Below are 24,953 nucleotides of genomic sequence, written 5' to 3' on the forward strand. Positions count from 1 at the left end.
GCTCGTCTCGGTGCGGATCAGATGTCGATGTTTTCGGCGAAGGCCGCCCGTTCCTGGATGAAGCGGAAGCGCGCATCCGCCTTCGTGCCCATCAGATTGTCGACAGCCTCGCGCGTGCCCTCGAAATCAATGTCGTCGATCTCAACCTTCAGCAGCGTGCGCTTGGCCGGGTCCATCGTCGTTTCCTTCAACTGCGCTGGCAGCATCTCGCCGAGGCCCTTGAAGCGGCCGATCTCGACCTTGCCGCGGCCGGAAAATTCGGTCCGCATCAGTTCCTCGCGGTGCGCGTCGTCGCGGGCGTAGCCGACCTTGGCACCCTGGCTGATGCGGTAGAGCGGCGGCACGGCAAGATAGAGGTGGCCGCCGCGGATCAGTTCCGGCATCTCCTGATAGAAGAAGGTGATCAGCAGGGTGGCGATGTGGGCCCCGTCCACGTCGGCGTCGGTCATGATGATGACGCGCTCGTAGCGCAGGTCTTCCTCGCGATACTTCGACCGGGTCCCGCAGCCCAGCGCCTGGACCAGGTCGGCGATCTGCTGGTTGGCCCCGAGCTTTTCGCGGCCGGCGCTGGCGACGTTGAGGATCTTGCCGCGCAGCGGCAGGATCGCCTGGTTGGCGCGGTTACGCGCCTGCTTGGCTGAACCACCGGCCGAATCGCCCTCGACGATGAAGAGTTCGGCACCCTCGGCGGAATTCTGCGAGCAATCGGCGAGCTTGCCGGGCAGGCGCAGCTTGCGAACAGCCGTCTTGCGGCTGACTTCCTTCTCCTTGCGGCGGCGCAGCCGTTCCTCGGCGCGCTCGATCACCCATTCGAGCAGCTTGGCGGCCTCGGCCGGATTGTCGGCCAGGTAGTGATCGAAGGGATCGCGCAGTGCGTTCTCGACGATGCGCTGGGCCTCGACGGTGGCGAGCTTGTCCTTCGTCTGGCCGACGAATTCCGGCTCGCGGATGAAGACCGACAGCATGCCGACGGCAGAGATCATCACGTCGTCGGTGGTGATGATCGAGGCGCGCTTGTTCTGGGTCAGCTCGGCATAATTCTTCAGGCCCTTGGTCAGGGCGATCCGCAGCCCGGCCTCGTGGGTACCGCCGTCTGCCGTCGGGATCGTGTTGCAATAGGAGTGGATCAGCGAATCGCCGCCATACCAGGTCACCGCCCATTCGAGCGCGCCGTGGCCGCCGGACTTTTCGGTCTTGCCGGCAAAGATCTCGCGCGTGACGGTAAATTCCTTGCCAAGGTTGGCCTGCAGGTAGTCCTTGAGCCCACCCGGGAAGTGGAAGACCGCCTTCTCCGGCGTCTCGGAGCCTTCCTGCAAGAGCGACGGATCGCAGCTCCAGCGAATCTCGACGCCGCCGAAGAGATAGGCCTTGGAGCGCGCCATGCGGAAGACGCGGGCCGGGTCGAAGCGGGCGTGCGGGCCGAAAATCTCCGGGTCGGGATGGAAGCGGACCTTCGTGCCGCGCCGGTTCTGTATGTCGCCGACCTCTTCCAGCGGCCCCTGCGGAATCCCGCGTGAAAAGCGTTGGCGGTAAAGCTTGCGGTTGCGGGCGACCTCGACCTCGAGGTGGTCAGACAGCGCGTTGACGACGGAGACGCCGACGCCGTGCAGACCGCCGGAGGTCTCATAGGCCTTGCCGTCGAACTTGCCGCCAGCGTGCAGCACGGTGAGGATCACTTCCAGCGTCGACTTGCCGGGCATCTGCGGATGGTTTTCCACCGGAATGCCGCGGCCGTTGTCGGTGACGGTCAGGAAGCCTTCGGCATCGAGATGGACTTCGATGAAGTTGGCGTGTCCGGCGACCGCTTCGTCCATCGAGTTGTCGATCACTTCGGCGAAGAGGTGGTGCAGGGCCTTTTCGTCCGTCCCGCCGATATACATGCCCGGACGCATCCGAACGGGCTCCAGGCCTTCGAGAACCCGGATTGCCGACGCATCATAGTTGCCGCCCTCGCCGGGCGCCTGGGCAGGGCGAGCAGGCGCACGCTCGACGCTCGCCGTTGCCGGTTTTGTCTCGGCTTGGGCGGGGGCGGGATTGGAGGCACTGGCCATGCTGGCGAAAAGGTCGTTGTTGTCGTCCATCGAGCGGTTCAGACTTTGTTCTGGTTTGGCCTTCCGAATAGGCCGAGACGGCGGGCAATTTCAAGCCTTCGTGGCTGGGCGGCGAATCGGTGCAAGTTTGGCAGACTTCGGCCGCTTTCGCGATTCGTTCCCGTGCGGGGCCATGGCTGCACCGACAAATTTCCGGGGCGAGGATTGCGCCGCCGTACCGGCGATGGCAAGACTTCCCGCCCGAAGGGATCTGGTCCACATGCCTCAGTCCACAGTTCATTGCCGCGCCTGGCTTCTTCTGTCCGCAATATTCATGCTGCTGCTGCCGGCTGCCGCCGCTGCTGCGCCGCTGCAGCCGTGGAAGGACGAGTTGTTCGCCTACCCATCGGTCCTGGAAACGGCAGATGGAGGTAAGCTGCGCGTCGTCGACTACCAGGAACTCCGTGACATAAACGGCCGGGACCAGGTGCCGGAACGACGCGCCAAGGCGACCTATGTTTCCACCGCCGTCAAGCGCGAGCAGGAGAACCTGACGATCGAGACACCTGCCGGGCCGCTCGATGTGGCGGTGACCGGACGCAGGGACGGAGCGGCCTTCACGGTCATCTTCATCCACGGCCGCGGCGGCGACCGGCGGCTTGGCAACAACGATTGGAGTTTCGGCGGCAACTTCAATCGGCTGAAGAACCTGGCGATGCGCAACGGCGGCGTCTATTACGCCGCAAGCGTGAAGAGCTTCGACGCACCGGGCGCCGCGCCGATCGCCGGACTGATCGCGGAAGCCCGCAAGCGTGCGCCCGGCGCCCCGGTCGTGCTGTCCTGCGCCTCGATGGGCAGCTTTATCTGCTGGCAGATCGCGCGGGATCCGCAGGCGGTGGCTAACCTTGCCGGCATGGTGGTGATGGGCGGGGCGACCGATCCGGACTACACGAAAAGTGCCGCCTACGTGGCGAAGCTACCGATCTATTTCACGCACGGCGAGCGGGACAAGGTTTATGCCGCCGACGCGCAGATCGCCTTGTTCAGGACGCTTCTGAAGGCCGGGGTGCCGACCCAGTTCGTGCTTTTCCGGACAGGCTCGCATGGAACGCCGGTGCGGATGACCGATTGGCGCGAGACGCTGAACTGGATCTTCGCCCAGTGAGGTCAATCGGCGCATCGCCCTTACAAACTCCGCTGCGATTTGCTAGTCGCAGCACACTGATCCTACCTTGGGAGGCAAAATGACCCCGGATGTTACCCCGCTCGTGGCCGGAAACTGGAAGATGAACGGCACCCGCGCCTCGCTCGACCAGATCAAGGCGATGGCCGAAGGCGTGAAGGGCCCGCTTTCGAAGAAGGTCGAGACGCTGCTCTGTCCGCCGGCGACGCTGCTTTATGTCGCCACCGCATTGTGCGACGACAGTCCGCTGATGATCGGCGCGCAGGATTGCCACGAGAAGACCTCGGGCGCCCATACCGGCGATATCTCCGCCGAGATGATCGCCGATTGCTTCGGCACCCACGTCATCGTCGGCCACTCCGAGCGCCGTACCGATCACTGCGAGAGCGACGCCCTGGTCCGCGCCAAGGCGGAAGCCGCCCATGCTGTCGATCTGGTCGCAATCGTCTGCATCGGCGAAACGGGCGACGAGCGCAAGGAGGGCAGGACCCTCGAGGTGCTCAAGACCCAGCTTGCAGGCTCGGTTCCGGACGGCGCGACGGCGGAAAACACGGTGATCGCCTACGAGCCGGTTTGGGCGATCGGCACCGGATTGACGCCGACGGCCGCCGACGTCGCCGAGGCGCACGCTTTCATGCGCGGCGAACTGACGGCGCGGTTCGGCGGCGAGGGCGCAAAGATGCGCCTCCTCTACGGCGGATCGGTGAAGCCGGGCAATGCCAGGGAGTTGATGGGCGTTGCGAATGTCGACGGCGCGCTGATCGGCGGCGCCAGCTTGAAAGCCGAAGACTTCCTCGCCATCTACCGCGCATACGATGAATTGACGGCCTGACGCCGGGAATTGCCGGCAAGGGGTTGGAATGACCGGCGGCTTGGTATATTGAGCCGCCAATCTCCTTAATTGTGCCTCCGGGCAAGGTTCTCGAAAAATGCAGACCGTCTTGCTTGTCATCTATCTCATGGTCGTCTTGGCGCTGATCGGCATCGTGCTGATCCAGCGGTCCGAGGGCGGCGGTCTCGGCATCGGCGGCGGTTCCGGCTTCATGTCGGCCCGGGGTGCTGCGAACGCGCTCACTCGCACCACGGCAATCCTCGCCACGCTTTTCTTCGTGCTCGCGCTCGGCATGGGCATCCTTTCCCGCTACGAGTCGAAGCCGACGGACATTCTCGATCGCATCCCCGGCACGACCGGTAACGGCAACGGCGTGCTCGATTCGCTCGGCGGCGAAGCGAAGCCGTCGACGAACCAGCCGGCTCCGGCACCGGCACCGGCGAACAACAACGCGGTGCCGACCGAAGGTGGAGCCTCCACCGGCGCCCCGAGCGGCCAGGCGCCTGCGCCGACCGGCCAGGGCACCGACGTTCCGACCGGTCAGTAAAGAACGTAACGACGTGACGCGGCCGGCAGGCGCCAAGCCCGCCGGCCTTCTTCTTGTGCAGAACAGAAACGTTCCTCACCGAAATCGCTCCACAGGGCAATTTTTCGGTGGCGGAATCATGAGTGAAAAGGTATCCGGTGACTCCCATGGCGCGATATGTATTCATCACAGGCGGCGTGGTTTCCTCCCTCGGAAAGGGAATTGCAGCGGCTGCCCTCGGAGCGTTGCTGCAGGCCCGCGGTTACCGGGTCAGGCTTCGCAAGCTGGACCCCTATCTCAACGTCGATCCGGGCACGATGAGCCCGACGCAGCATGGCGAGGTGTTCGTCACCGACGACGGCGCGGAGACCGACCTCGACCTCGGCCATTACGAGCGCTTCACCGGGCGCTCGGCGACCAAGTCCGACAACATCACCACCGGCCGCATCTATAAGAACATCATCGATAAGGAACGCCGTGGCGACTACCTGGGCGCGACGGTGCAGGTCATCCCGCACGTCACGAACGAGATCAAGGACTTCGTCACCGACGGCAACGAGGACTACGACTTCGTCATCTGCGAGATCGGCGGCACGGTCGGCGACATCGAGGCGATGCCGTTCATCGAGGCGATCCGCCAGCTCGGCAACGATCTGCCGCGCGGCACTGCCGTCTATGTCCATCTGACTCTGATGCCCTACATTCCGGCGGCGGGCGAGTTGAAGACCAAGCCGACGCAGCATTCGGTCAAGGAACTGCAGGCGCTCGGCATCCATCCCCACATCCTGCTGGTGCGCGCCGATCGCGAGATTCCCGAGGCTGAGCGCACGAAGCTCTCGCTGTTCTGCAACGTGCGGCCCTCCGCCGTTATCCAGGCGCTGGACGTCTCGTCGATCTACGACGTTCCGCTCGCCTATCACAAGGAAGGTCTCGACGACGAGGTGTTGGCTGCCTTTGGCATCGAACCGGCACCGAAGCCGCGCCTTGAGCCCTGGCAGGAGGTTTCCGACCGCATCAAGACCCCGGAAGGCGAGGTGACGATCGCGATCGTCGGCAAGTACACCGGGTTGAAGGATGCCTACAAGTCGCTGATCGAGGCGCTGTACCACGGTGGCATCGCCAACCACGTGAAGGTCAAGCTCGACTGGATCGAGTCGGAAGTGTTCGAGAAGGAGGATCCGGCGCCGTATCTGGAGAAGGTGCACGGCATCCTCGTTCCCGGCGGCTTCGGAGAGCGCGGCTCGGAAGGCAAGATCCGCGCGGCGAAGTTCGCGCGCGAGCGCAAGGTCCCCTATTTCGGCATCTGCTTCGGCATGCAGATGGCGGTGGTCGAGGCCGCTCGCAATCTCGCCGGCATCGAGAAGGCGTCCTCGACCGAGTTCGGCCGGACCGACGAACCGGTCGTCGGGCTGATGACCGAGTGGGTGAAGGGCAACGAGTTGCAGAAGCGCTCGGCCTCGGGGGACCTCGGCGGCACGATGCGGCTTGGCGCCTATCGTGCGGCGCTGAAGGCGGGCACGAAGATCGCCGCCATCTACGGGACCACCGAAATTTCCGAGCGGCATCGCCACCGCTACGAGGTGAACGTCGACTACAAGGACCGGCTCGAAAGCTGTGGGCTGGTCTTCTCCGGCATGTCGCCGGACGGCGTGCTTCCGGAGACGGTCGAATATCCGGACCATCCCTGGTTCATCGGCGTGCAGTACCACCCGGAACTCAAGAGCCGCCCGCTCGATCCGCATCCGCTGTTTGCAAGCTTCATCGCGGCGGCGCTGGAGCAGTCGCGTCTGGTGTGAGCCTATCTCAAGGCAAGAAGACCCGGCGCAATGCCGGGTTTTTTGATTTTTTTTGACGTTGGCGGTGTCCGGACGGCCTCAACTGGCCGCCGATAGAACGACGCCCGTCAGGACGTTGCCTTTGCACACACGGTCTGATGACCCGTCGATTTTCGGTGCCCGGCTTAGATGGTGCGGCCGCGCTGAACCCGAGACACGAATCTCCCGCCCTTGCAAAGGCCGGTCAAAAAGGGCAAAGCACCGGCAGATGACTATACCCGGATCTCCGCCATGAACGCGACGCGAAGGACGCCCCGACCGATCGACCATCTGGTTCTGCCGGTTTGTGACCTGGCCGTGGCGAGGGCGCGGTTGTCGCGGCTGGGCTTTACCGTTGCCCCCGACGCACGCCACCCGTTCGGAACCGAGAACTGCTGCGTGTTTCTGCCGGATGGCAGCTACCTGGAGCCGCTCGGCGTTGCCAACCGGGAAGAATGCGAGGCGGCGGCCCGTGAAGGTAACGTGTTCGTCGCGCGCGATCAGGCCTTCCGCTTCCGTCGCGGCCCGGACGGGTTTTCGGCGATTGCCATGGCGACGGACGACGCCCGCAGCGACGAAGCGCGCTACACGGCGGAGGGTTTTTCCGCCGGACCAATTCTTGAATTTTCCCGGGACATGCTGTTGCCGGACGGCGGCAGGGCCGCAGGCAGCTTCCGACTGGCCTTTGCGGCCGACCAGCGCGCCCCCGATTTCTTCTTCTTCGCCTCGCAGCGCCTCGTCGCGCTGCCAGCCGGGGAGGCCTCTCTGCAGCAGCATGCCAACGGTGTCGTCGCGCTGGCCGAGGTCGTGCTTTCCGAGCAGAACCCTACCGATTTCCAGTATCTGCTGCAGGCCGCGGCGGACGAGCGCGAGGTGGAGGCCCACTCGTTCAGCATGAGCGTGGACACCCCGCGGGGCCGCATCAGCGTGCTCGATTCCGCCGGGATGCGGTCCTTCTATGGCGTGGAGCCGAAAGCCGGTGATCGCGGACTCAAGGGAGAGGCGGTGGTCTTCAAGGTTGCCGACCTCAACCGCTGCCGCCGGCATCTGGAAGATAATGCAATCGACTTCTCGGAACGGCTCGGTCGCCTGATCGTCGCTGCCGCGCCGGGGCAGGGCGCCCTCTTCGTGTTTGGAGAATGACATGGAAGCCAATGCAGTCGTCACCGCCGGAGAAGGCGCGGGCAAGGTCACGTTTTCACAGACGGAACGGCTGACGCTGATTGCCGGCCCCTGCCAGATGGAAACGCGCGATCACGCCTTCATGATCGCCGGCACGTTGAAGCAGCTCTGCGGCAAGCTCGGGATCGGGCTGGTCTACAAGTCCTCGTTCGACAAGGCCAACCGGACGTCGCTGTCCGGCAAGCGCGGCATCGGGCTCGAGAAGACCCTGGAGATCTTTGCCGACCTTAAGAAGGAATTCGGCTTTCCGGTGCTGACCGACATCCACACCGAGGAGCAGTGCGATCTGGTTTCGTCGGTCGTCGACATCCTGCAGATCCCCGCCTTCCTGTCGCGGCAGACAGACCTTCTGGTTGCCGCCGCCAAGACCGGCCGCGTCATCAATGTCAAGAAGGGCCAGTTCCTGGCGCCATGGGACATGAAGAACGTGCTGGCGAAATTCACCGAGAGCGGCAATCCGAACGTGCTTCTGTGTGAGCGCGGCGCTTCATTCGGCTACAACACGCTGGTCTCCGACATGCGCTCGCTGCCGATCATGGCCTCGCTCGGCGCCCCGGTCGTCTTCGATGCGACCCATTCCGTGCAGCAGCCGGGCGGGCAGGGCGGCTCTTCCGGCGGCCAGCGCGAATTCGTCGAGACGCTGGCACGCGCGGCGGTCGCCGTGGGGGTCGCCGGCGTGTTCATCGAGACGCACCAGGATCCTGACAATGCGCCCTCGGACGGTCCGAACATGGTGCCGTTGCAGGACATGCCACGGCTGCTTGAGAAACTCCTGGCGTTCGACGCCGTGGCAAAGGCCTGAGCGCCGCATCAACAGGGTGTCACGAGGCCGCGGTAATCCCGGCACGTGATCGCGCAATTTCATTTGGTCGATCAGGCAGACCTGATCGTTGGATTATCGCTGACACAGCTCCTAACCAGGGAAGAGAACCATGACCGCAATCATCGACATCATCGGCCGTGAAATCCTCGACAGCCGCGGCAACCCGACGGTCGAAGTGGACGTCCACCTTGAAGACGGCAGCTTTGGCCGCGCCGCCGTTCCCTCCGGTGCCTCCACCGGCGCCCATGAGGCCGTGGAACTGCGCGACGGCGGCAGCCGCTATCTCGGCAAGGGTGTGGAAAACGCCGTCGCCGCGGTCAATGGCGAAATCTTCGAGGCGATCGGCGGTCTCGACGCCGAGGACCAGATCCAGATCGACCAGACGATGATCGAGCTCGACGGCACGCCGAACAAGTCGCGGCTTGGCGCCAACGCCATCCTCGGCGTCTCGCTCGCCGTCGCCAAGGCTGCCGCCGAAGCGGCCGGCCTGCCGCTCTACCGCTACGTCGGCGGTCCGAACGCCCGCGTCCTTCCGGTTCCGATGATGAACATCATCAACGGCGGCGCCCATGCCGACAATCCGATCGACTTCCAGGAGTTCATGATCGTGCCGGTCGGCGCCGAAACGATCCGCGACGCCGTCCGCATGGGCTCGGAGGTGTTCCACACGCTGAAGAAGCAGCTTTCCGCCGGCGGCTTCAACACCAATGTCGGCGACGAGGGCGGCTTTGCCCCCAATCTGGAATCTGCGCCCGCCGCTCTCGACTTCATCATGAAGTCGATCGAGATGGCCGGCTACAAGCCCGGCGATGACATCCACATCGCGCTCGACTGCGCTTCGACCGAGTTCTTCAAGGACGGCAAGTATATGCTTGAAGGCGAGGGCCGCACGCTCGAGCCGGGCGCCATGGCCGACTATCTTGCCGAACTCTGCGCCAAGTACCCGATCTTCTCGATCGAGGACGGCATGGCCGAGGACGACTGGGACGGCTGGAAACTGCTGACCGACAAGATCGGCGGCAAGGTGCAGCTCGTCGGCGACGATCTGTTCGTGACCAACTCCGCCCGCCTGCGCGACGGCATCAAGATGGGCGTCGGCAACTCGATCCTCGTCAAGGTCAACCAGATCGGCTCGCTCTCCGAGACGCTCGACGCGGTCGAGACCGCCCACAAGGCGCGCTACACCGCGGTCATGTCGCACCGTTCGGGTGAGACCGAGGATTCGACGATCGCCGACCTCGCCGTCGCCACCAACTGCGGCCAGATCAAGACCGGGTCGCTCGCCCGCTCCGACCGCACCGCCAAGTACAACCAGCTGATCCGCATCGAGGAGCAGCTGGGGCCGCAGGCAAAGTACGCCGGCCGCTCGATCCTGCGCGGTTGATTCTTCAGTCGGGGCTGGCCGACCCCGGAGGCGGTCGGCCAGCCCCGTGCCTGAACCCTCTCCTGGCCGACGGGGAGAGAGGATTCGATCTTCATGGGCGGGTCGCGGTTCTTTGGCGGCCTGACCCAGATCCGGTGAGAGCCAATTGTTTCTCGTCAGCTTTCGGCGTCGGATGCCCGACGCAGCTTGCCGGTGTTGCCCGGCTTGCAGCGGTGCCCGCAGAGGCGGATGAGGGCGCTGTCTCCCCGCTTCCTCGCCGTCATGGTCAACGCTCGGTTAACTGATCGGCGCTACAGTGAGCCCGTACTGCGTATCGGGGCTCCTTCATGTGGACCAAACATCACAAGAAACGCCGGCTCGGCCGGTTCGTCGTGCCGGCGATCACCGTCGCGTTTCTCTCCTATTTCAGCTATCATTCGGTGCATGGCGACTTCGGGTTGCGGGCGATGGAGCGGTTCGAGCGCACTCGGATCACCCGCCAGGCGCGCCTGGATGTGCTCGTCGAAGAGCGCAAGCGGCTGGAACGTGAGGTCGCGCTGATGAGCGACGGCTCGCTCGAACGGGACATGCTGGACGAGAAGGCACGCTTTGCGCTCAACATGTCGCGAAGCGACGAGATCGTCATTTTCCATTGATCTGCTCAATTAACCGAAATCAGGTTAATCTAGAATAGACACGTAGTATCAACTGCTTGCGCGGAATGCGAGCCATGCATTTATGGCATTGCTCCCGCGCCTCCGTTCCCCTATGGTTTGTCAAAAGGCATAACCCGGGGAGGACTGTATGGCTCCGCGCAAGACCGCGTCCGTATCGAGCCGCAAGAGTGCGGCAAAGCCTGTCAAGAAAGACTTCAACGGCGGCACCATCGCCGAATTTTCCAAGGAAGACGACCTTCAAGCCTACCGCGAGATGCTGCTGATCCGGCGTTTCGAGGAAAAGGCCGGCCAGCTTTACGGCATGGGCTTCATCGGCGGCTTCTGTCACCTCTATATCGGCCAGGAAGCCGTGGTCGTCGGCATGCAGCTGGCGCTGAAGGAAGGTGATCAGGTCATCACCGGCTACCGCGACCACGGCCACATGCTGGCTTGCGGCATGAGCGCGCGCGGGGTGATGGCGGAGCTGACCGGACGCCGCGGCGGCCTTTCCAAGGGCAAGGGCGGCTCGATGCACATGTTCTCCAAGGAGAAGCATTTTTACGGCGGCCACGGCATCGTCGGCGCGCAGGTGTCGCTCGGCACCGGTCTTGCCTTCGCCAACAAGTACCGCGGCAACGACAACGTCTCGCTCGCCTATTTCGGCGATGGCGCCGCCAACCAGGGCCAGGTCTACGAGAGCTTCAACATGGCGGCGTTGTGGAAGCTGCCGGTGGTCTACATCATCGAGAACAACCGCTACGCCATGGGCACTTCGGTTTCGCGCGCTTCCGCCCAGACCGACTTCTCCCAGCGCGGCGCCTCTTTCAACATCCCGGGCTACCAGGTCGACGGCATGGACGTGCGCGCGGTCAAGGCCGCGGCCGACGAGGCGGTCGCACATTGCCGCTCGGGCAAGGGTCCGATCATCCTCGAGATGCTCACCTACCGCTATCGCGGCCACTCGATGTCCGACCCGGCGAAATACCGCTCCAAGGACGAGGTGCAGAAGATGCGCTCCGAGCACGACCCGATCGAACAGGTGCGTGCGCGCCTGCTGGAGAAGGGCTGGGCCACCGAGGACGAACTGAAGCAGATCGACAAGGAAGTGCGCGACATCGTTGCCGACAGCGCCGACTTCGCCCAGTCCGATCCGGAGCCGGATGCATCCGAGCTCTACACCGACATTCTGATCTGATCCGGGCGGAGGAACCAACATGCCGATCGATATTCTCATGCCCGCCCTGTCGCCGACGATGGAAGAGGGCACGCTGTCCAAGTGGCTCAAGAACGAAGGCGACGCCGTCAGGGCCGGCGACGTGATCGCCGAGATTGAAACCGACAAGGCCACCATGGAGGTGGAAGCCGTCGACGAAGGGACGATCGCCAAGATCGTCGTTCCGGCAGGCACCGAAAACGTCAAGGTCAATGCGCTGATCGCCGTGCTTGCGGCTGATGGCGAAGACGTCGATCAGCTCGGCAAGGGCGTCGGCGAGGAAAAGGTGCAGCCGGTCAAGGTCGACGACGCGCCGGCTGCCCCCAAGGCCGTGCCGGCTGCGTCAGCAACTGCCGTTGCAGCGCAGCCGGTCACGTCGGTTGCCGCCGATTCGGACATTCCTGCCGGCACCGAAATGGTCTCGATGACCGTGCGCGAGGCGCTTCGGGACGCGATGGCCGAGGAGATGCGCCGCGACGCCGACGTTTTCGTCATGGGCGAGGAAGTGGCCGAGTACCAGGGCGCCTACAAGATCACGCAGGGGCTCCTGCAGGAATTCGGCGCAAACCGCGTCATCGACACGCCGATAACCGAGCACGGTTTCGCCGGCGTCGGTGTCGGTGCGGCCTTTGCCGGGCTGAAGCCGATCGTCGAGTTCATGACCTTCAACTTCGCCATGCAGGCGATCGACCAGATCGTCAACTCGGCGGCAAAGACGCTCTACATGTCGGGCGGCCAGATGGGCGCGCCGATCGTGTTCCGCGGTCCGAGCGGCGCGGCTGCGCGCGTCGCCGCCCAGCACTCGCAGTGCTATGCCGCCTGGTACAGCCACATCCCCGGCCTCAAGGTCGTCATGCCCTATACTGCGGCTGACGCCAAGGGCCTGCTGAAGGCTGCGATCCGCGACCCGAACCCGGTCATCTTCCTCGAAAACGAGATCCTCTACGGCCAGCATTTCGATGTGCCGAAGCTTGATGATTTCGTGCTGCCGATCGGCAAGGCCCGCATCCATCGCCCCGGCAAGGATGCCACCATCGTCTCGTTCGGCATCGGCATGACCTACGCCACGAAGGCTGTCGCTGAACTGGAGAAGGAAGGCATCGACGTCGAACTGATCGACCTGCGCACCATCCGGCCGATGGACCTGCCGACGGTCATTGAATCGGTCAAGAAGACCGGCCGCCTCGTCACCGTCGAGGAAGGGTTCCCGCAGAGTTCGGTCGGCACCGAGATCGCCACCCGCGTCATGCAGCAGGCCTTCGACTATCTCGACGCGCCGATCCTGACGATCGCCGGCAAGGACGTGCCGATGCCGTATGCCGCCAACCTCGAGAAGCTGGCGCTTCCGAGCGTCGGCGAAGTCGTCGAGGCGGTCAAGACCGTCTGCTACAGGTAAGGGGAGGGCGGAGACATGCCGATCAACATCACCATGCCCGCCCTGTCGCCGACCATGGAGGAGGGCAACCTCTCCAAGTGGCTCGTCAAGGAAGGCGACAAGATCAAGTCCGGCGACGTCATCGCCGAGATCGAGACCGACAAGGCGACCATGGAAGTGGAAGCCGTTGATGAGGGCACGATTGCCAAGATCGTCGTTCCGGCCGGTACCGAAGGCGTCAAGGTCAATTCGCTGATCGCGGTGCTTGCCGCCGATGGCGAGGACGTCAAGGCAGCCGCCAGTGCTGCCGGCAGCGGAGCTCCGGCACCGAAGGCGGAAGCGGCCGCACCCGCGGCGGCCCCGGCACCGAGCGCGCCGCCCCCGGCAAAGGCCGCACCGAGCGCACCGGCCGCGGTTTCTGCGCCTGCGGCGCCCGTTGCCGCTCCGGCGAAGTCGGACGGCAACCGCACCTTCTCCTCGCCGCTGGCCCGTCGTCTTGCCAGGGAAGCCGGCATCGACATTGCAGCCGTCGCTGGTTCAGGTCCGCATGGCCGCGTCGTCAAGGCCGACATCGAGGCTGCCGTCGCCGGTGGTGGCGTAAAGCAGGCCGCCGCGGCGCCAGCCGCTGCACCGGCAGCGCTCGCCAAGGGACCGTCCGACGAGGCGGTGCTCAAGCTGTTCGAGGAAGGCTCCTACGAGCTCGTGCCGCATGACGGCATGCGCAAGACGATCGCCCGCCGCCTCGTCGAGTCCAAGCAGACCGTGCCTCACTTCTACGTCTCGGTCGATTGCGAGCTCGACGCGCTGATGGCGCTGCGCGCGCAGATCAATGCCGCCGCCCTCGAGAAGGACGGCAAGCCGGCCTACAAGCTCTCGGTCAATGACATGGTCATCAAGGCCATGGCGCTGGCGTTGCGCGACGTGCCGGACGCCAACGTCTCCTGGACCGAGTCCGCGATGGTCAAGCACAAGCATTCGGATGTCGGCGTCGCCGTGTCGATCCCGGGCGGGCTGATCACCCCGATCGTGCGCCACGCGGAAACGAAGAGCCTCTCGGCCATCTCCAACGAGATGAAGGACCTCGGCAAGCGGGCCAAGGAACGCAAGCTGAAGCCGGAAGAGTACCAGGGCGGCACGACCTCGGTCTCCAACATGGGCATGATGGGCGTGAAGAATTTCGCCGCCGTCATCAACCCGCCGCATGCGACGATCCTCGCGGTCGGCGCCGGCGAGGAGCGCGTCGTCGTGAAGAACGGCCAGATGGCCATCGTCCAGGCGATGACGGTGACGCTGTCGACCGACCACCGCTGCGTCGACGGCGCGCTCGGGGCCGAACTGCTGCAGGCCTTCAAGCGCTACATCGAAAACCCGATGGGGATGCTGGTCTAATGCCGTTTCCCTCCCCCTTGCGGGGAGGGTGTCCGCGCAGCGGACGGGTGGGGGTGCCGACGTGGGTGAGACTGCCGCCATGGCGTGGAATCGTGAGAATCCGAAGCCAGCCAGCCGCGAGGCCATAAGGAACGCGCCGCACTTGCGCCGGTCCTTGACTGCCGCTGAACGTCGGCTCTGGACTGCCCTTCGTAAAGAATTGCCGGAGGTGCCGGGCACGCATTTCCGACGTCAGGTGCCGATAGGTGGTTACGTAGCGGATTTCGTTTGCATGGGCAGACGTCTCATCATTGAAGTGGATGGCGAGGTTCATGCGGACCCACAACAAAAGAGGCGTGATGCCGAACGTGATGCCTTTCTTCGGGCTCAGGAGTTTCGGGTCATTCGAATCAAGAACCGTGATGTGATGCTGGATATGAAAGCCGTTCTTAGAACGATAACGGTCGAGCTCGGGCGATACACCCCCACCCCTAGCCCCTCCCCGCAAGGGGGAGGGGTACGAGGAGCCTCTGCATGAAAACGGTCCTCTGCTATGGCGACAGCCTCACCTGGGGCTATGACGCGGAGACGCTCGGTCGCCACGCGCCGCAGGACCGTTGGCCGAGCGTCTTGCAGAAGGCGCTCGGGCCGGACGTGCAGGTGATCGCCGAAGGGCTGAACGGCCGGACCACCGCCTACGACGATCATCTCGCCGACTGCGACCGCAATGGCACGCGCATCCTGCCGACCATCCTGCACAGTCATGACCCGATCGACCTCGTCATCATCCTGCTCGGCACCAACGACATGAAGCCTGCGCTCTGTGGGACGGCCTTCGGTGCGGTGCAGGGCATGGAGCGGCTGGTTGAGCTGGTGCGTCATCATGCCTGGTCGTTCGACAGCGAGGAACGTCCGGACATCCTGATCGTCGCGCCGCCGCCGCTCTGCGAAACGGCCAACACCGCCTTTGCGGCAATGTTTGCCGGCGGCGTCGAGCAGTCGGCGATGCTGGCGACGCTCTATGCCGACCTGGCCGACGAGAAGGGCTGCGGCTTTTTCGATGCTGGCTCGGTGGCGCGGACGACACCGCTCGACGGCGTGCATCTGGATGCGGAGAACACACGGGCGATCGGTCGCGGGCTGGAGCCGATTGTTCGCATGATGCTCGGGCTTTGATCTATCAGGCCGAGATGGAGTTTGAACCCGCCGATGCCTTTCGCATGACGGAAATGCGCAAAGCAGCGGCTGCGGCTCAAGGATGAAAACCACGGGATGCGGACGCGGGCGCAAGCCGCGGAAACGCCCCCCAAGGGACGGAGATCACGCTTTCCGCTCCTGAAGACAACAGCGGGTGTTTTCTCTCGGGATGCAGCCGCGCAAAACGACAAGAGGAGTGGAAGCGCTCATGGCGAATGCCTACGACGTCATTGTTATCGGCTCGGGTCCGGGCGGTTATATCGCCGCCATCCGCGCCGCCCAGCTCGGCCTCAAGACGGCGATCGTCGAGCGCGAGCACCTGGCCGGCATCTGCTCCAACTGGGGCTGCATCCCGACCAAGGCGCTGCTGCGTTCCGCGGAGATCTTCCACTACGCCCGGCATCCGGGCGATTACGGCATCAAGATCGACGGCACGGTGACGCCGGACCTGAAGGCGATCGTCGCCCGCTCGCGCGGTATCGCCCAGCGGATGAATGGCGGCGTCGGCTTTTTGATGAAGAAGAATAAGATCGACATTATCTGGGGCGAGGCGAAGCTGACGAAGCCCGGCGAGATTGTCGTCTCCAAGTCCTCGAAGAAGCCGGTCGAGCCGCAGGCGCCGCTACCGAAGAACGTGCTGCCGGAAGGCACCTACAGCGCCAAGCACATCATCATCGCCACCGGCGCTCGCCCGCGCGCGCTGCCCGGCATCGAGCCGGACGGCAAGCTGATCTGGACCTATTTCGAGGCGATGAAGCCTGAGGAGATGCCGAAGTCGCTGCTCGTCATGGGCTCCGGTGCGATCGGCATCGAGTTCGCCTCGTTCTACCGCACGCTTGGCGTCGACGTAACGGTGGTCGAGGTGATGCCCACCGTCATGCCGGTCGAGGATGCGGAAATCTCGGCGTTCGCCAGGAAGCAGTTCGAGAAGCAGGGCATGAAGATCCATCTGGAGGCCAAGGTCACCAAGGTGGAGAAGGTCGCAAATTCCATCACCGCCCATGTCGAGATGAAGGACGGCAAGGTCGAGAAGATCCTGGCTGACCGGATGATCTCCGCCGTCGGCGTGCAGGCCAACATCGAGAACATCGGACTGGAGGCGCTCGGCATCAAGACCGAGCGCGGCTTCATCGCCATCGACGGTTATGGCAAGACCAACGTGCCGGGCATATACGCGATCGGCGACGTCGCCGGCCCGCCGATGCTGGCGCACAAGGCCGAGCACGAGGCGGTGATCTGCGTCGAGAAGATCGCCGGCCTGCCGAATGTCCATCCGATGGACAAGCTGAAGATCCCCGGCTGCACCTACTGCCACCCGCAGGTCGCCTCGGTCGGGCTGACCGAGGCCAAGGCGAAGGAGCAGGGCCGCGACATCCGCGTCGGCCGCTTCCCCTTCGCCGCCAATGGCAAGGCGATCGCGCTCGGCGAGGACCAGGGTATGGTCAAGACGATCTTCGACAAGAAGACCGGTGAACTGCTCGGCGCCCACATGGTCGGCGCCGAAGTGACCGAACTGATCCAGGGCTTCGTCGTCGCCATGAACCTGGAGACGACCGAGGAAGAGCTGATGCACACGATCTTCCCGCACCCGACGATCTCGGAGACGATAAAGGAGAGCGTGCTCGACGCCTATGGGCGGGCGCTGAACGCCTGAGGCGGGGGCGGCCGGTGAGATGGTTGCGCCTTTGGTCGGCTGCAGCTTTCTTGCCAGAGTCGTGCGAAGGGGCATGGCGATGGCCCGATCGCTCCCGTCATCCCGGACTTGATCCGGGATCCAGCGGCGCCGCGTCTGCGGCGCGGAAAGTACTCTGTTCGCGCAAGGACTTGCGCGGTCTGGATGCCGGATCAAGTCCGGCATGACGGTGGGTGGGTTGCTGGCTGGTGCAACATGCGGGCTGAAGGATGAGATGCGGCACGGCGTGCCAATGTGTTCCCTCACCGCGACTAGCAAGGGCAGTCGCCCACAGCACGGACGAACGGGAAGGGAGGCTCGAATGCAGGTGGGATGGATTGCGGGGATCATCATCGGCGGCGTCGCCGGTTGGCTTGCCGGCAAGCTGATGGACATCCGATTTGGCGTGTTCATGAACGTCGTCATCGGCATGGTCGGCGCGGTTCTGGCGAACGCGATCTTTGATCGCGCCGGAATCCATGTTGCCAGCGGTTGGCTGGGTTACCTCGTGCAGGGTTTCGTCGGCTCCTGCATTCTGTTATTCCTCGCGAAACTCGTCAGGCGCTGACGATTTCCGCAAGCACTGGCGGTTGAAGGCAGGTTTTCATGGTCACCATTCTCGACAGGACTAACGGCGGCGAGCCGCGCGTGCGGCATCCGGAGAAGGCGCATCGCCCCGACACCGAAGTGCTGCGCAAGCCCGAATGGATCCGCGTCAAGGCGCCCGTCTCGAAGGGCTATCAGGAGACGCGCTCGATTGTGAAGGAAAACAAGCTGGTGACGGTCTGCGAGGAAGCGGGCTGCCCCAATATCGGCGAGTGCTGGGACAAGAAGCACGCCACCTTCATGATCATGGGCGAGATCTGTACCCGCGCCTGCGCCTTCTGCAACGTTGCCACCGGCAAGCCGAACGCGCTCGATCAGGACGAGCCCGAAAACGTCGCCAAGGCCGTCAAGCAGATGGGCCTGTCGCACGTCGTCATCACCTCGGTGGATCGCGATGACCTCGACGACGGCGGCGCCGAGCATTTCGAGAAGGTGATCCTTGCGATCCGTGCTGCTTCCCCGGCGACGACGATCGAGATCCTGACCCCCGACTTCCTGAAGAAGCCCGGCGCCCTGGAGCGCGTCGTCGCCGCCAAGCCGGACGTCTTCAACCACAACCTGGAAACCGTTGCCGGCAATTACCTGACGGTCCGCCCCGGAGCGCGGTACTTCCATTCGATCCGGCTCCTGCAGCGGGTGAAGGAACTGGACCCGACCATGTTCACCAAGTCGGGCATCATGGTCGGCCTCGGCGAGGAGCGCAACGAAGTGCTGCAGCTGATGGACGACCTGCGCACGGCCGACGTCGACTTCCTGACGATCGGCCAGTACCTGCAGCCGACCCGCAAGCACCACAAGGTGGAGAGGTTCGTCACGCCGGAGGAGTTCAAGTCCTACGAGACCGTCGCCTACACCAAGGGTTTCCTGATGGTCTCCGCCAGCCCGCTGACGCGCTCGTCACATCACGCCGGCGACGATTTCGCACGGCTGAAAGTGGCGCGTGAAAAGAAGCTGCTCTTCGCGGCTGAATAGGTTCCGATCCGGACATTTCTGCGGGCCGTGGTTGTAGGACTGCGGCCCGCATCCATTTGGTGGATGCGGTTGTCGGCCCCGGTTTGCGGGCGTAGGGTATGGATGTCGCTCTTGCAGGCGGCACAGGTTTGTCCGCGAGGGAGTCTGCGGATGGATATCGAGGCCCTGTTCCGGCAGGCGGCAGACGAGGCCGCCCGGTTCCGCAATTCCGTTTCCGATCGCCTGCATCGCCCCGGCGAGGATTACGCGGCGGCGTTGCACGCTTTCGAGGAGCCCTTGCCAGAAACCATCTCCGAGCCACGTGCCGTCATCGAGGCACTGGTGGCGCGGGCGGACCCCGGGCTGAACCTGATGACGGGCCCCCGCTTCTTCGGTTGGGTGATCGGGGGCTCGCATCCCGTCGGTGTCGCAGCCGACATGCTCACCTCAGCCTGGGGACAGAATGCCGGCAACCATTCCGCCGCACCGGCGGCCTCTGCGGCCGAGGCGATATCGGCCAGGTGGCTGCTTGAACTGCTCGACTTGCCTCGGGAGAGTTCCGTCGGTTTCGTGACGGGGGCCACGGTCGCAAACTTCACCTGTCTCGCCGCGGCACGCGGCGAAGTGCTGCGCAACAAGGGCTGGGATGTCGATGCGCAGGGGCTTTTCGGAGCCCCACCGATCACCGTGCTGATCGGTGACGACGCGCATACCACCGTGTTTTCCGCCTTGCAGTTCCTTGGTCTCGGACGGGACCGGGTGATCAGGATCGCCACCGACGGGGAGGGGCGCATCCGGCCGGATGCGTTCGTGGCGGGGCTGGCAACCATCGACGGGCCCGCCATTGCCATCCTGCAGGCCGGGCAGATCAATACCGGCGCGTTCGACGATTTTGCCGAACTGATCCCTGCCGCGAAGGCAAGGGGAGCCTGGGTGCATGTCGATGGCGCCTTCGGCCTTTGGGCGCGCGCCTGTCCCGACAAGCGCCCGCTTGCCGCGGCCGTCGACCTGGCCGACAGTTGGGCGACGGACGGTCACAAGTGGCTGCAGACGCCTTACGACTGCGGCTACGCGATCGTACGGGACGAGCTTGCGCACCGCCGCGCGATGACGATTGCCGCGAGCTATCTGCCGCTGGCGCAGGCCGGCGAACGAGACCCGTCGCATTATGTGCCGGAACTGTCGCGGCGCGCCCGCGGCTTTGCCACCTGGGCCATGATCAAGTATCTCGGTCGCAGCGGCATTGCCGAGCTTGTGGAGCGAAACTGCCATGCCGCTGGCGAAATTGCCCGCATGCTCGCGGCTCGCAAAGGCATCCGCGTGCTGAACAGGGTGCAACTCAATCAGGCCATCGTCCAGTTTGGAGATGGCCTTGGTCCGGATGCTCAGGACCGCATGACGCAGGACGTGATCGCGCTGTTGCAGAAGGAGGGGCAGGTCTTCGTCGGCGGTGCGGAGTGGCGTGGCCGCCAGGTGATGCGGATTTCCGTGTCGAACTACCAGACCGACGAAGACCAGGCCGAACAGGCCGCGGAGGCGATCCTCGGGGCCTATGCAAGGGTATCCTCGGGAATGGCCTGAGCGGTTCGGGCGGAGCGGTTGTTAGGCGGACCATCTTGTTTCGCGGCGTGTGTTTGAATATCTGGTCCGCATGCCCAAGTTCGAAACGCACCGCCCCGTCCCGCATTCGCCCGAGCAGATGTATGCTCTCGTGGCTGACGTGGAACGCTACCCCGAATTCCTGCCGCTCTGCGAGGGGCTGGTCGTGCGTTCGCGCAAGGAGCGTGACGGCAAGGAGCTCCTGATCGCCGACATGACGGTCGGCTACAAGGCGATCCGGGAAACCTTCACGACGCAAGTGCTCCTAAACCATGCCGAGCTTGAGATCGACGTGAAGTATATCGACGGACCGTTCCGCTATCTGGACAACCGCTGGCGCTTTGAAGCGGTCGGCGAGGACCGCTGCAACGTGCACTTCTTCATCGACTACGAATTCAAGAGCCGCATCCTCGGGGCCTTGATGGGGTCGATGTTCGACCGGGCCTTCCACATGTTCTCGGAAGCATTCGAAACCCGTGCAGACAAGATCTACGGCGTCTGAGTAGACGCCTGAGCGAACCTATCGTCCGGCAACGCCCGGCCCGGTTCTCAGGCTTCGCCGAGTTCCGTAAGCATTTCGAGCGCGGTGCGAACCGTTGCGAGCCGGATGTCGTGTCGGCCGATGTCGCCATAGCGCATCTCCCGGTGCCGCAGGTGACCGTCGCTGCGCAGCGCCGCCAGGTGCACGAGGCCTACCGGCTTTTCCGGCGAGCCGCCACCTGGGCCGGCGATGCCGGTGACCGAAATCGCGACCTCCGCGTCGGACGCCGCCAGTGCGCCGCGCACCATCTCGATCGCCGTCTCCTCTGAGACGGCGCCGTGGAGCGCGAGCGTCGCATCGGACACCTTCAAAAGCGTCGTCTTGGCGGCGTTGGAATAGGTGACGAAGCCGCGGTCGACCACGGCTGACGAGCCTGCGATCTCGGTCAGGGCGGCGGCGATGAGGCCGCCGGTGCACGATTCGGCCGTGGCGACCCGCAGCCCTCTGTCGGAAAATGTCTCCACCAGCGATCGGGCGTGATCCTCGATATCGGCGGGCCACATCGTCATGCCAGCGGGTTCCGGTAGACAACGGTGGCGGTGGCAATCGCCGCGATCCCCTCGCGCCGGCCGATGAAGCCGATCTGCTCGTTGGTGGTCGCCTTGACCGAGCAGCGATCGAGCGAGATGCCGAGCATCTCGGCAAGCTTCTGCCGCATCTCCGCGCGATGCGGACCGATCTTCGGCGCCTCCGCGATCAGCGACACGTCGGCGTTCATGATGACGCCGCCGCGGTCGCGGACAATGCGCGCAGCATGTTCGAGGAAGATCCGCGAGGCCGCGCCCTTCCACTGCGGGTCGGACGGCGGGAAGTGGTCGCCGATGTCGCCGGCGCCGCAGGTCGCAAGCAGCGCGTCCGTCAGCGCATGCAGCGCGACGTCCGCGTCCGAATGGCCGGAAAGCTTCTGGTCGTGCGGCAGGAACAGGCCGCACAGCGTCACGCCGTCCCCGGGAACCAACTGGTGGACGTCATAGCCGTTGCCGGTGCGCACGTCGGGGAAGGAGGCGGAAAGGCGTTCGTCGGCCATGGTGATATCCTTCTGCAGCGTCAGCTTGACGTTATCCGGGGTGCCTTCAACCAGGCGCACCGGGACCCCGGCCCATTCGGCGATGGCCGCATCGTCGGTGAAATCGTCGCGGCCATCCTGCGCAGCGCGCCGGTGCGCCTCCAGGATTGTTGAGAAATGAAAGGCCTGCGGCGTCTGGGCTGCAAACAGACCGGCCCGCGGAACCGTCTCTCCGACACATCCGTTTGCGCCGGCGCGCTTCAGTGTGTCAGTCACCGCGACCGCTGGCAACACGGCGCGCTCGCCGGTGAGCAAGCTTGCCTCGATGCAATCCAGCAGCGCCGGGCCGACGAAGGGGCGCACCGCATCGTGGATCAGCACGTGCTCGACGCCGGATGCTGTGAGCGCCTCCAGCCCCGCCAGCACCGACCGCTGCCGCGAACTTCCGCCGAAAACGGCTTTCACCCGTTCCTTGTCGCCTTCGACCTCAGCCAGCGCAGCGGCAAACAGGTCGCTATCGTCCGGATGGATCACCGCGACGATCCTTTCCGCCGGGCTCCAGTTGACGAAGACGTCGAGCGTATGGGCGATAACCGGCCTTCCGCCGATGCGGCGATATTGCTTGGGGCCGTCCGGATGCGATCCGGCCCGTTCGCCACGGCCGGCGGCAACGATTACCACGCCGCAACTGCTCCGGTTTTTCTTGTCCATATGCCTCGATTCCTTGCCATTCACGACGTCTGGCCGGTTTAGACCGATCGATTGAACAAGGCCAGCGGGTTAGGAAAATTCGGCTGCGCTCGTCAAACGACTTGGCAGGCGACAATCGGATGGCTAAAAATGTTGCAACAGCGTCGACTGCTTGAAAGATAAGCAATTGGTTCCCGCAGACTTGTCAACACCCCTGGTCATCGGCGACCAGGTCATTCGCAATCGTGTCGTGCTTGCGCCCATGTCGGGCGTCACCGACCTGCCGTTTCGCGAACTTGCCTGGCGGTTTGGAGCCGGGCTGGTGGTGACCGAGATGGTGGCGAGCCGCGAACTCGCCGGCAATGCCCCCGAATCCTGGGCGCGGATCCGCAACCGCGGCATCCGCCCGCACATGGTGCAACTGGCAGGCCGCGAGGCGCACTGGATGGCCGAGGCGGCTCGTCTGGCGGAAGCGAACGGTGCAGACATCATCGACATCAACATGGGCTGCCCGGCCAAGAAGGTCATCGGCGGTTATTCCGGTTCGGCGCTGATGCGCGAGCCCGATCATGCGCTGCGCCTGATCGAGGCGACGGTCGGCGCTGTCAAGGTGCCGGTCACGGTGAAGATGCGGCTCGGCTGGGACGACGACAGCCTGAATGCGCCCGACATCGCCGCGCGCGCGGAAGCCGCCGGCGTGCAGCTGATCACGGTGCATGGCCGCACCCGCATGCAGTTCTATGAAGGTAAGGCGGATTGGGACGCGATCCGCGCGGTACGTGAACGCATCACCGTGCCGCTGATCGCCAATGGCGACGTCGATACGGCCGAGGACGCGGTGGAGATCCTGCGACGATCGGGGGCCGATGCGGTCATGGTCGGCCGCGCCGCGCAGGGGCGGCCCTGGCACCCGGCGGTGCTGGCCGGCGCCGCGGCGAAGCCCGAAGGCGCGGCCCTGGCGGAGCTTGCTGTCGAGCACTACAGCATGATGCTGGATTTTTACGGCACGGCCGCCGGTCTGCGGCAGGCCCGCAAGCACGTCGGCTGGTATCTGGAGCGGTTCGCCCCGAGCCTTCCCCCCGCCGAGAAGGCGGCGCTGATGACCTCGACAGACGTCGGCTTCGTCTCCGATCGGCTTGCAGCCGCCCTGATCGCTACCCATGGGCCGGTGGAACCGGAAGAGGAGGCTGCGTGAGCGGTCCGGACAGCGAACAGCAGCCCGACGGCAACGGGCTGGCCATGGCGGTGCTGAATGCGGTCCAGCACCCGGTGATCATGGTCAATGAGGCCGGCTTCATCGCCTTCGCCAACTGGGAAGCGGAGTCTTTCTTCGGCGCCAGCGCCAGTCACCTCGCGCGTCACAAATTCAGCAATTTCATACCCTTCGGCAGTCCTCTTCTGACGCTGATCGAACAGGTTCGCGAGAGCCGGGCGGCCGTAAACGAGTATCGGGTGGATCTGAGTTCGCCGCGGCTAGGGGCCGATAAGCTGGTCGATCTCTATGTTGCCCCGGTCACGAGCGAGCCAGGTGCGGTTGTCGTCGTGCTGCAGGAGCGCTCGATGGCCGACAAGATCGACCGCCAGCTCACGCATCGCGCCGCCGCCCGTTCGGTGACCGGGCTGGCGTCGATGCTGGCCCACGAGATCAAGAACCCGCTGTCAGGCATCCGCGGTGCCGCGCAGCTTCTGGAGTCTTCCGTGCCGGACGAGGATCGCGCGCTGACCCGCCTGATCTGCGACGAGACCGACCGGATTGTCTCGCTGGTCGACCGCATGGAGGTCTTTTCCGACGAGCGACCGGTCGATCGGGTGGCGCTGAACATCCATTCCGTGCTCGACCAGGTGAAAGCGGTGGCAGCTGCCGGCTTTGCCCGTCATATCCGGATCGTCGAGAACTACGATCCCTCGCTTCCGCCGGTATTCGCCAACCGCGGCCAGCTCGTGCAGGTGTTCATCAATCTCGTCAAGAATGCGGCCGAAGCGGTTGGGCAGCGCCCGGACGGTGAGATCATGCTGACGACGGCCTACCGCCCCGGTATCCGCCTGTCGGTGGCGGGAACGCGGGACAAGGTATCGCTGCCGCTGGAATTTTGCGTGCACGACAACGGCCCGGGCGTGCAGGCGGACCTTCTGCCGCACCTGTTCGATCCGTTCATCACCACCAAGACGAACGGCTCCGGCCTCGGCCTGGCGCTCGTCGCCAAGATCATCGGCGCCCACGGCGGCATCGTCGAGTGCGACAGCCAGGGCCACCGCACCACGTTCCGTGTCCTCATGCCGGCGTCCAAGGACCTGAGCGACGACGATCCGCCCCGCGAATAAAGGA

The 24,953-nt window shown here is 64.6% G+C and carries 23 protein-coding genes; 20 read left to right on the forward strand and 3 right to left on the reverse strand.

From position 1 onward, the window contains the following. Window positions 1-17: 17 nt before the first annotated feature. The gene (parE, locus tag C7449_RS10335; protein WP_108002743.1) at window positions 18-2,081 is read right to left on the reverse strand and encodes a DNA topoisomerase IV subunit B; all 2,064 of its coding nucleotides are present in this window, start codon (window positions 2,079-2,081) and stop codon (window positions 18-20) included. A gap of 229 nt (window positions 2,082-2,310) precedes the next feature. On the opposite strand from parE, the gene C7449_RS10340 reads away from it, so the two are divergent. The 18 genes from C7449_RS10340 to C7449_RS10425 all read left to right on the forward strand — a co-directional run bounded on the left by C7449_RS10340 (window position 2,311) and on the right by C7449_RS10425 (window position 20,892). Further along, complete coding sequence (locus tag C7449_RS10340; RefSeq protein WP_108002744.1) at window positions 2,311-3,195, forward strand: dienelactone hydrolase family protein; 885 nt, start codon at window positions 2,311-2,313, stop codon at window positions 3,193-3,195. Between the two features lie 79 nt (window positions 3,196-3,274). Continuing rightward, window positions 3,275-4,045, forward strand: coding sequence for a triose-phosphate isomerase (gene tpiA / locus C7449_RS10345; protein ID WP_108002745.1), 771 nt, complete (start codon window positions 3,275-3,277; stop codon window positions 4,043-4,045). 97 nt (window positions 4,046-4,142) lie between these two features. Beyond that, window positions 4,143-4,592 (forward strand): preprotein translocase subunit SecG, encoded by a 450-nt coding sequence (gene secG, locus C7449_RS10350; RefSeq protein WP_108002746.1) that lies wholly within the window; start codon window positions 4,143-4,145, stop codon window positions 4,590-4,592. A gap of 146 nt (window positions 4,593-4,738) precedes the next feature. After that, window positions 4,739-6,367 (forward strand): CTP synthase, encoded by a 1,629-nt coding sequence (locus tag C7449_RS10355; RefSeq protein WP_108002747.1) that lies wholly within the window; start codon window positions 4,739-4,741, stop codon window positions 6,365-6,367. 270 nt (window positions 6,368-6,637) lie between these two features. Further along, the gene (locus C7449_RS10360) at window positions 6,638-7,528 is read left to right on the forward strand and encodes a VOC family protein (RefSeq protein WP_108002748.1); all 891 of its coding nucleotides are present in this window, start codon (window positions 6,638-6,640) and stop codon (window positions 7,526-7,528) included. 1 nt (window position 7,529) lies between these two features. Next, window positions 7,530-8,369, forward strand: a complete 840-nt coding sequence (gene kdsA, locus C7449_RS10365; protein WP_108002749.1) for a 3-deoxy-8-phosphooctulonate synthase — start codon at window positions 7,530-7,532, stop codon at window positions 8,367-8,369. Between the two features lie 130 nt (window positions 8,370-8,499). After that, window positions 8,500-9,774, forward strand: coding sequence for a phosphopyruvate hydratase (eno, locus tag C7449_RS10370; RefSeq protein ID WP_108002750.1), 1,275 nt, complete (start codon window positions 8,500-8,502; stop codon window positions 9,772-9,774). A gap of 326 nt (window positions 9,775-10,100) precedes the next feature. After that, on the forward strand, window positions 10,101-10,409 hold the full coding sequence (locus C7449_RS10375; RefSeq protein ID WP_108002751.1) for an FtsB family cell division protein: 309 nt from the start codon (window positions 10,101-10,103) through the stop codon (window positions 10,407-10,409). Window positions 10,410-10,557: 148 nt separating this feature from the next. Further along, window positions 10,558-11,604 (forward strand): pyruvate dehydrogenase (acetyl-transferring) E1 component subunit alpha, encoded by a 1,047-nt coding sequence (pdhA, locus tag C7449_RS10380; RefSeq protein WP_108002752.1) that lies wholly within the window; start codon window positions 10,558-10,560, stop codon window positions 11,602-11,604. 58 nt (window positions 11,605-11,662) lie between these two features. Beyond that, window positions 11,663-13,018 (forward strand): pyruvate dehydrogenase complex E1 component subunit beta, encoded by a 1,356-nt coding sequence (locus tag C7449_RS10385; protein ID WP_407070386.1) that lies wholly within the window; start codon window positions 11,663-11,665, stop codon window positions 13,016-13,018. 15 nt (window positions 13,019-13,033) lie between these two features. Then, a complete protein-coding gene (locus C7449_RS10390; protein ID WP_108002754.1) occupies window positions 13,034-14,386 on the forward strand; it encodes a pyruvate dehydrogenase complex dihydrolipoamide acetyltransferase in 1,353 nt (450 codons plus the stop codon). Window positions 14,387-14,465: 79 nt separating this feature from the next. Then, window positions 14,466-14,903, forward strand: coding sequence for an endonuclease domain-containing protein (locus tag C7449_RS10395; protein WP_108002755.1), 438 nt, complete (start codon window positions 14,466-14,468; stop codon window positions 14,901-14,903). Next, window positions 14,900-15,541 (forward strand): SGNH/GDSL hydrolase family protein, encoded by a 642-nt coding sequence (locus C7449_RS10400; protein ID WP_108002756.1) that lies wholly within the window; start codon window positions 14,900-14,902, stop codon window positions 15,539-15,541. The genes C7449_RS10395 and C7449_RS10400 overlap by 4 nt, the downstream gene beginning before the upstream one ends. A 229-nt stretch (window positions 15,542-15,770) precedes the next feature. Then, window positions 15,771-17,216, forward strand: coding sequence for a dihydrolipoyl dehydrogenase (lpdA, locus tag C7449_RS10405; protein WP_108002757.1), 1,446 nt, complete (start codon window positions 15,771-15,773; stop codon window positions 17,214-17,216). A gap of 340 nt (window positions 17,217-17,556) precedes the next feature. Continuing rightward, window positions 17,557-17,802 (forward strand): GlsB/YeaQ/YmgE family stress response membrane protein, encoded by a 246-nt coding sequence (locus C7449_RS10410; RefSeq protein ID WP_108002758.1) that lies wholly within the window; start codon window positions 17,557-17,559, stop codon window positions 17,800-17,802. 38 nt (window positions 17,803-17,840) lie between these two features. After that, on the forward strand, window positions 17,841-18,812 hold the full coding sequence (gene lipA, locus C7449_RS10415; RefSeq protein WP_108002759.1) for a lipoyl synthase: 972 nt from the start codon (window positions 17,841-17,843) through the stop codon (window positions 18,810-18,812). Between the two features lie 150 nt (window positions 18,813-18,962). Continuing rightward, on the forward strand, window positions 18,963-20,372 hold the full coding sequence (locus C7449_RS10420; RefSeq protein WP_108002760.1) for a pyridoxal phosphate-dependent decarboxylase family protein: 1,410 nt from the start codon (window positions 18,963-18,965) through the stop codon (window positions 20,370-20,372). A 70-nt stretch (window positions 20,373-20,442) separates the two neighbouring features. Further along, window positions 20,443-20,892 (forward strand): type II toxin-antitoxin system RatA family toxin, encoded by a 450-nt coding sequence (locus C7449_RS10425; protein ID WP_108003177.1) that lies wholly within the window; start codon window positions 20,443-20,445, stop codon window positions 20,890-20,892. 47 nt (window positions 20,893-20,939) lie between these two features. On the opposite strand, the gene C7449_RS10430 is transcribed toward C7449_RS10425, so the two are convergent. Both C7449_RS10430 and C7449_RS10435 read right to left on the reverse strand, forming a co-directional pair. Then, window positions 20,940-21,434, reverse strand: a complete 495-nt coding sequence (locus C7449_RS10430) for a CinA family protein (protein WP_108003178.1) — start codon at window positions 21,432-21,434, stop codon at window positions 20,940-20,942. A gap of 2 nt (window positions 21,435-21,436) precedes the next feature. Further along, window positions 21,437-22,648 (reverse strand): bifunctional 2-C-methyl-D-erythritol 4-phosphate cytidylyltransferase/2-C-methyl-D-erythritol 2,4-cyclodiphosphate synthase, encoded by a 1,212-nt coding sequence (locus C7449_RS10435; RefSeq protein ID WP_108002761.1) that lies wholly within the window; start codon window positions 22,646-22,648, stop codon window positions 21,437-21,439. 151 nt (window positions 22,649-22,799) lie between these two features. On the opposite strand from C7449_RS10435, the gene dusB reads away from it, so the two are divergent. After that, entirely contained in the window at window positions 22,800-23,822 is a 1,023-nt protein-coding gene (gene dusB, locus C7449_RS10440; protein ID WP_108002762.1) for a tRNA dihydrouridine synthase DusB, read from the forward strand. Window positions 23,823-23,866: 44 nt separating this feature from the next. Continuing rightward, entirely contained in the window at window positions 23,867-24,949 is a 1,083-nt protein-coding gene (locus C7449_RS10445) for a two-component system sensor histidine kinase NtrB (RefSeq protein WP_108003179.1), read from the forward strand. Window positions 24,950-24,953: the final 4 nt, after the last annotated feature.

This window comes from Mycoplana dimorpha (genome assembly GCF_003046475.1).
In the GTDB taxonomy this organism is placed as follows: Bacteria; Pseudomonadota; Alphaproteobacteria; order Rhizobiales; family Rhizobiaceae; genus Mycoplana; species Mycoplana dimorpha.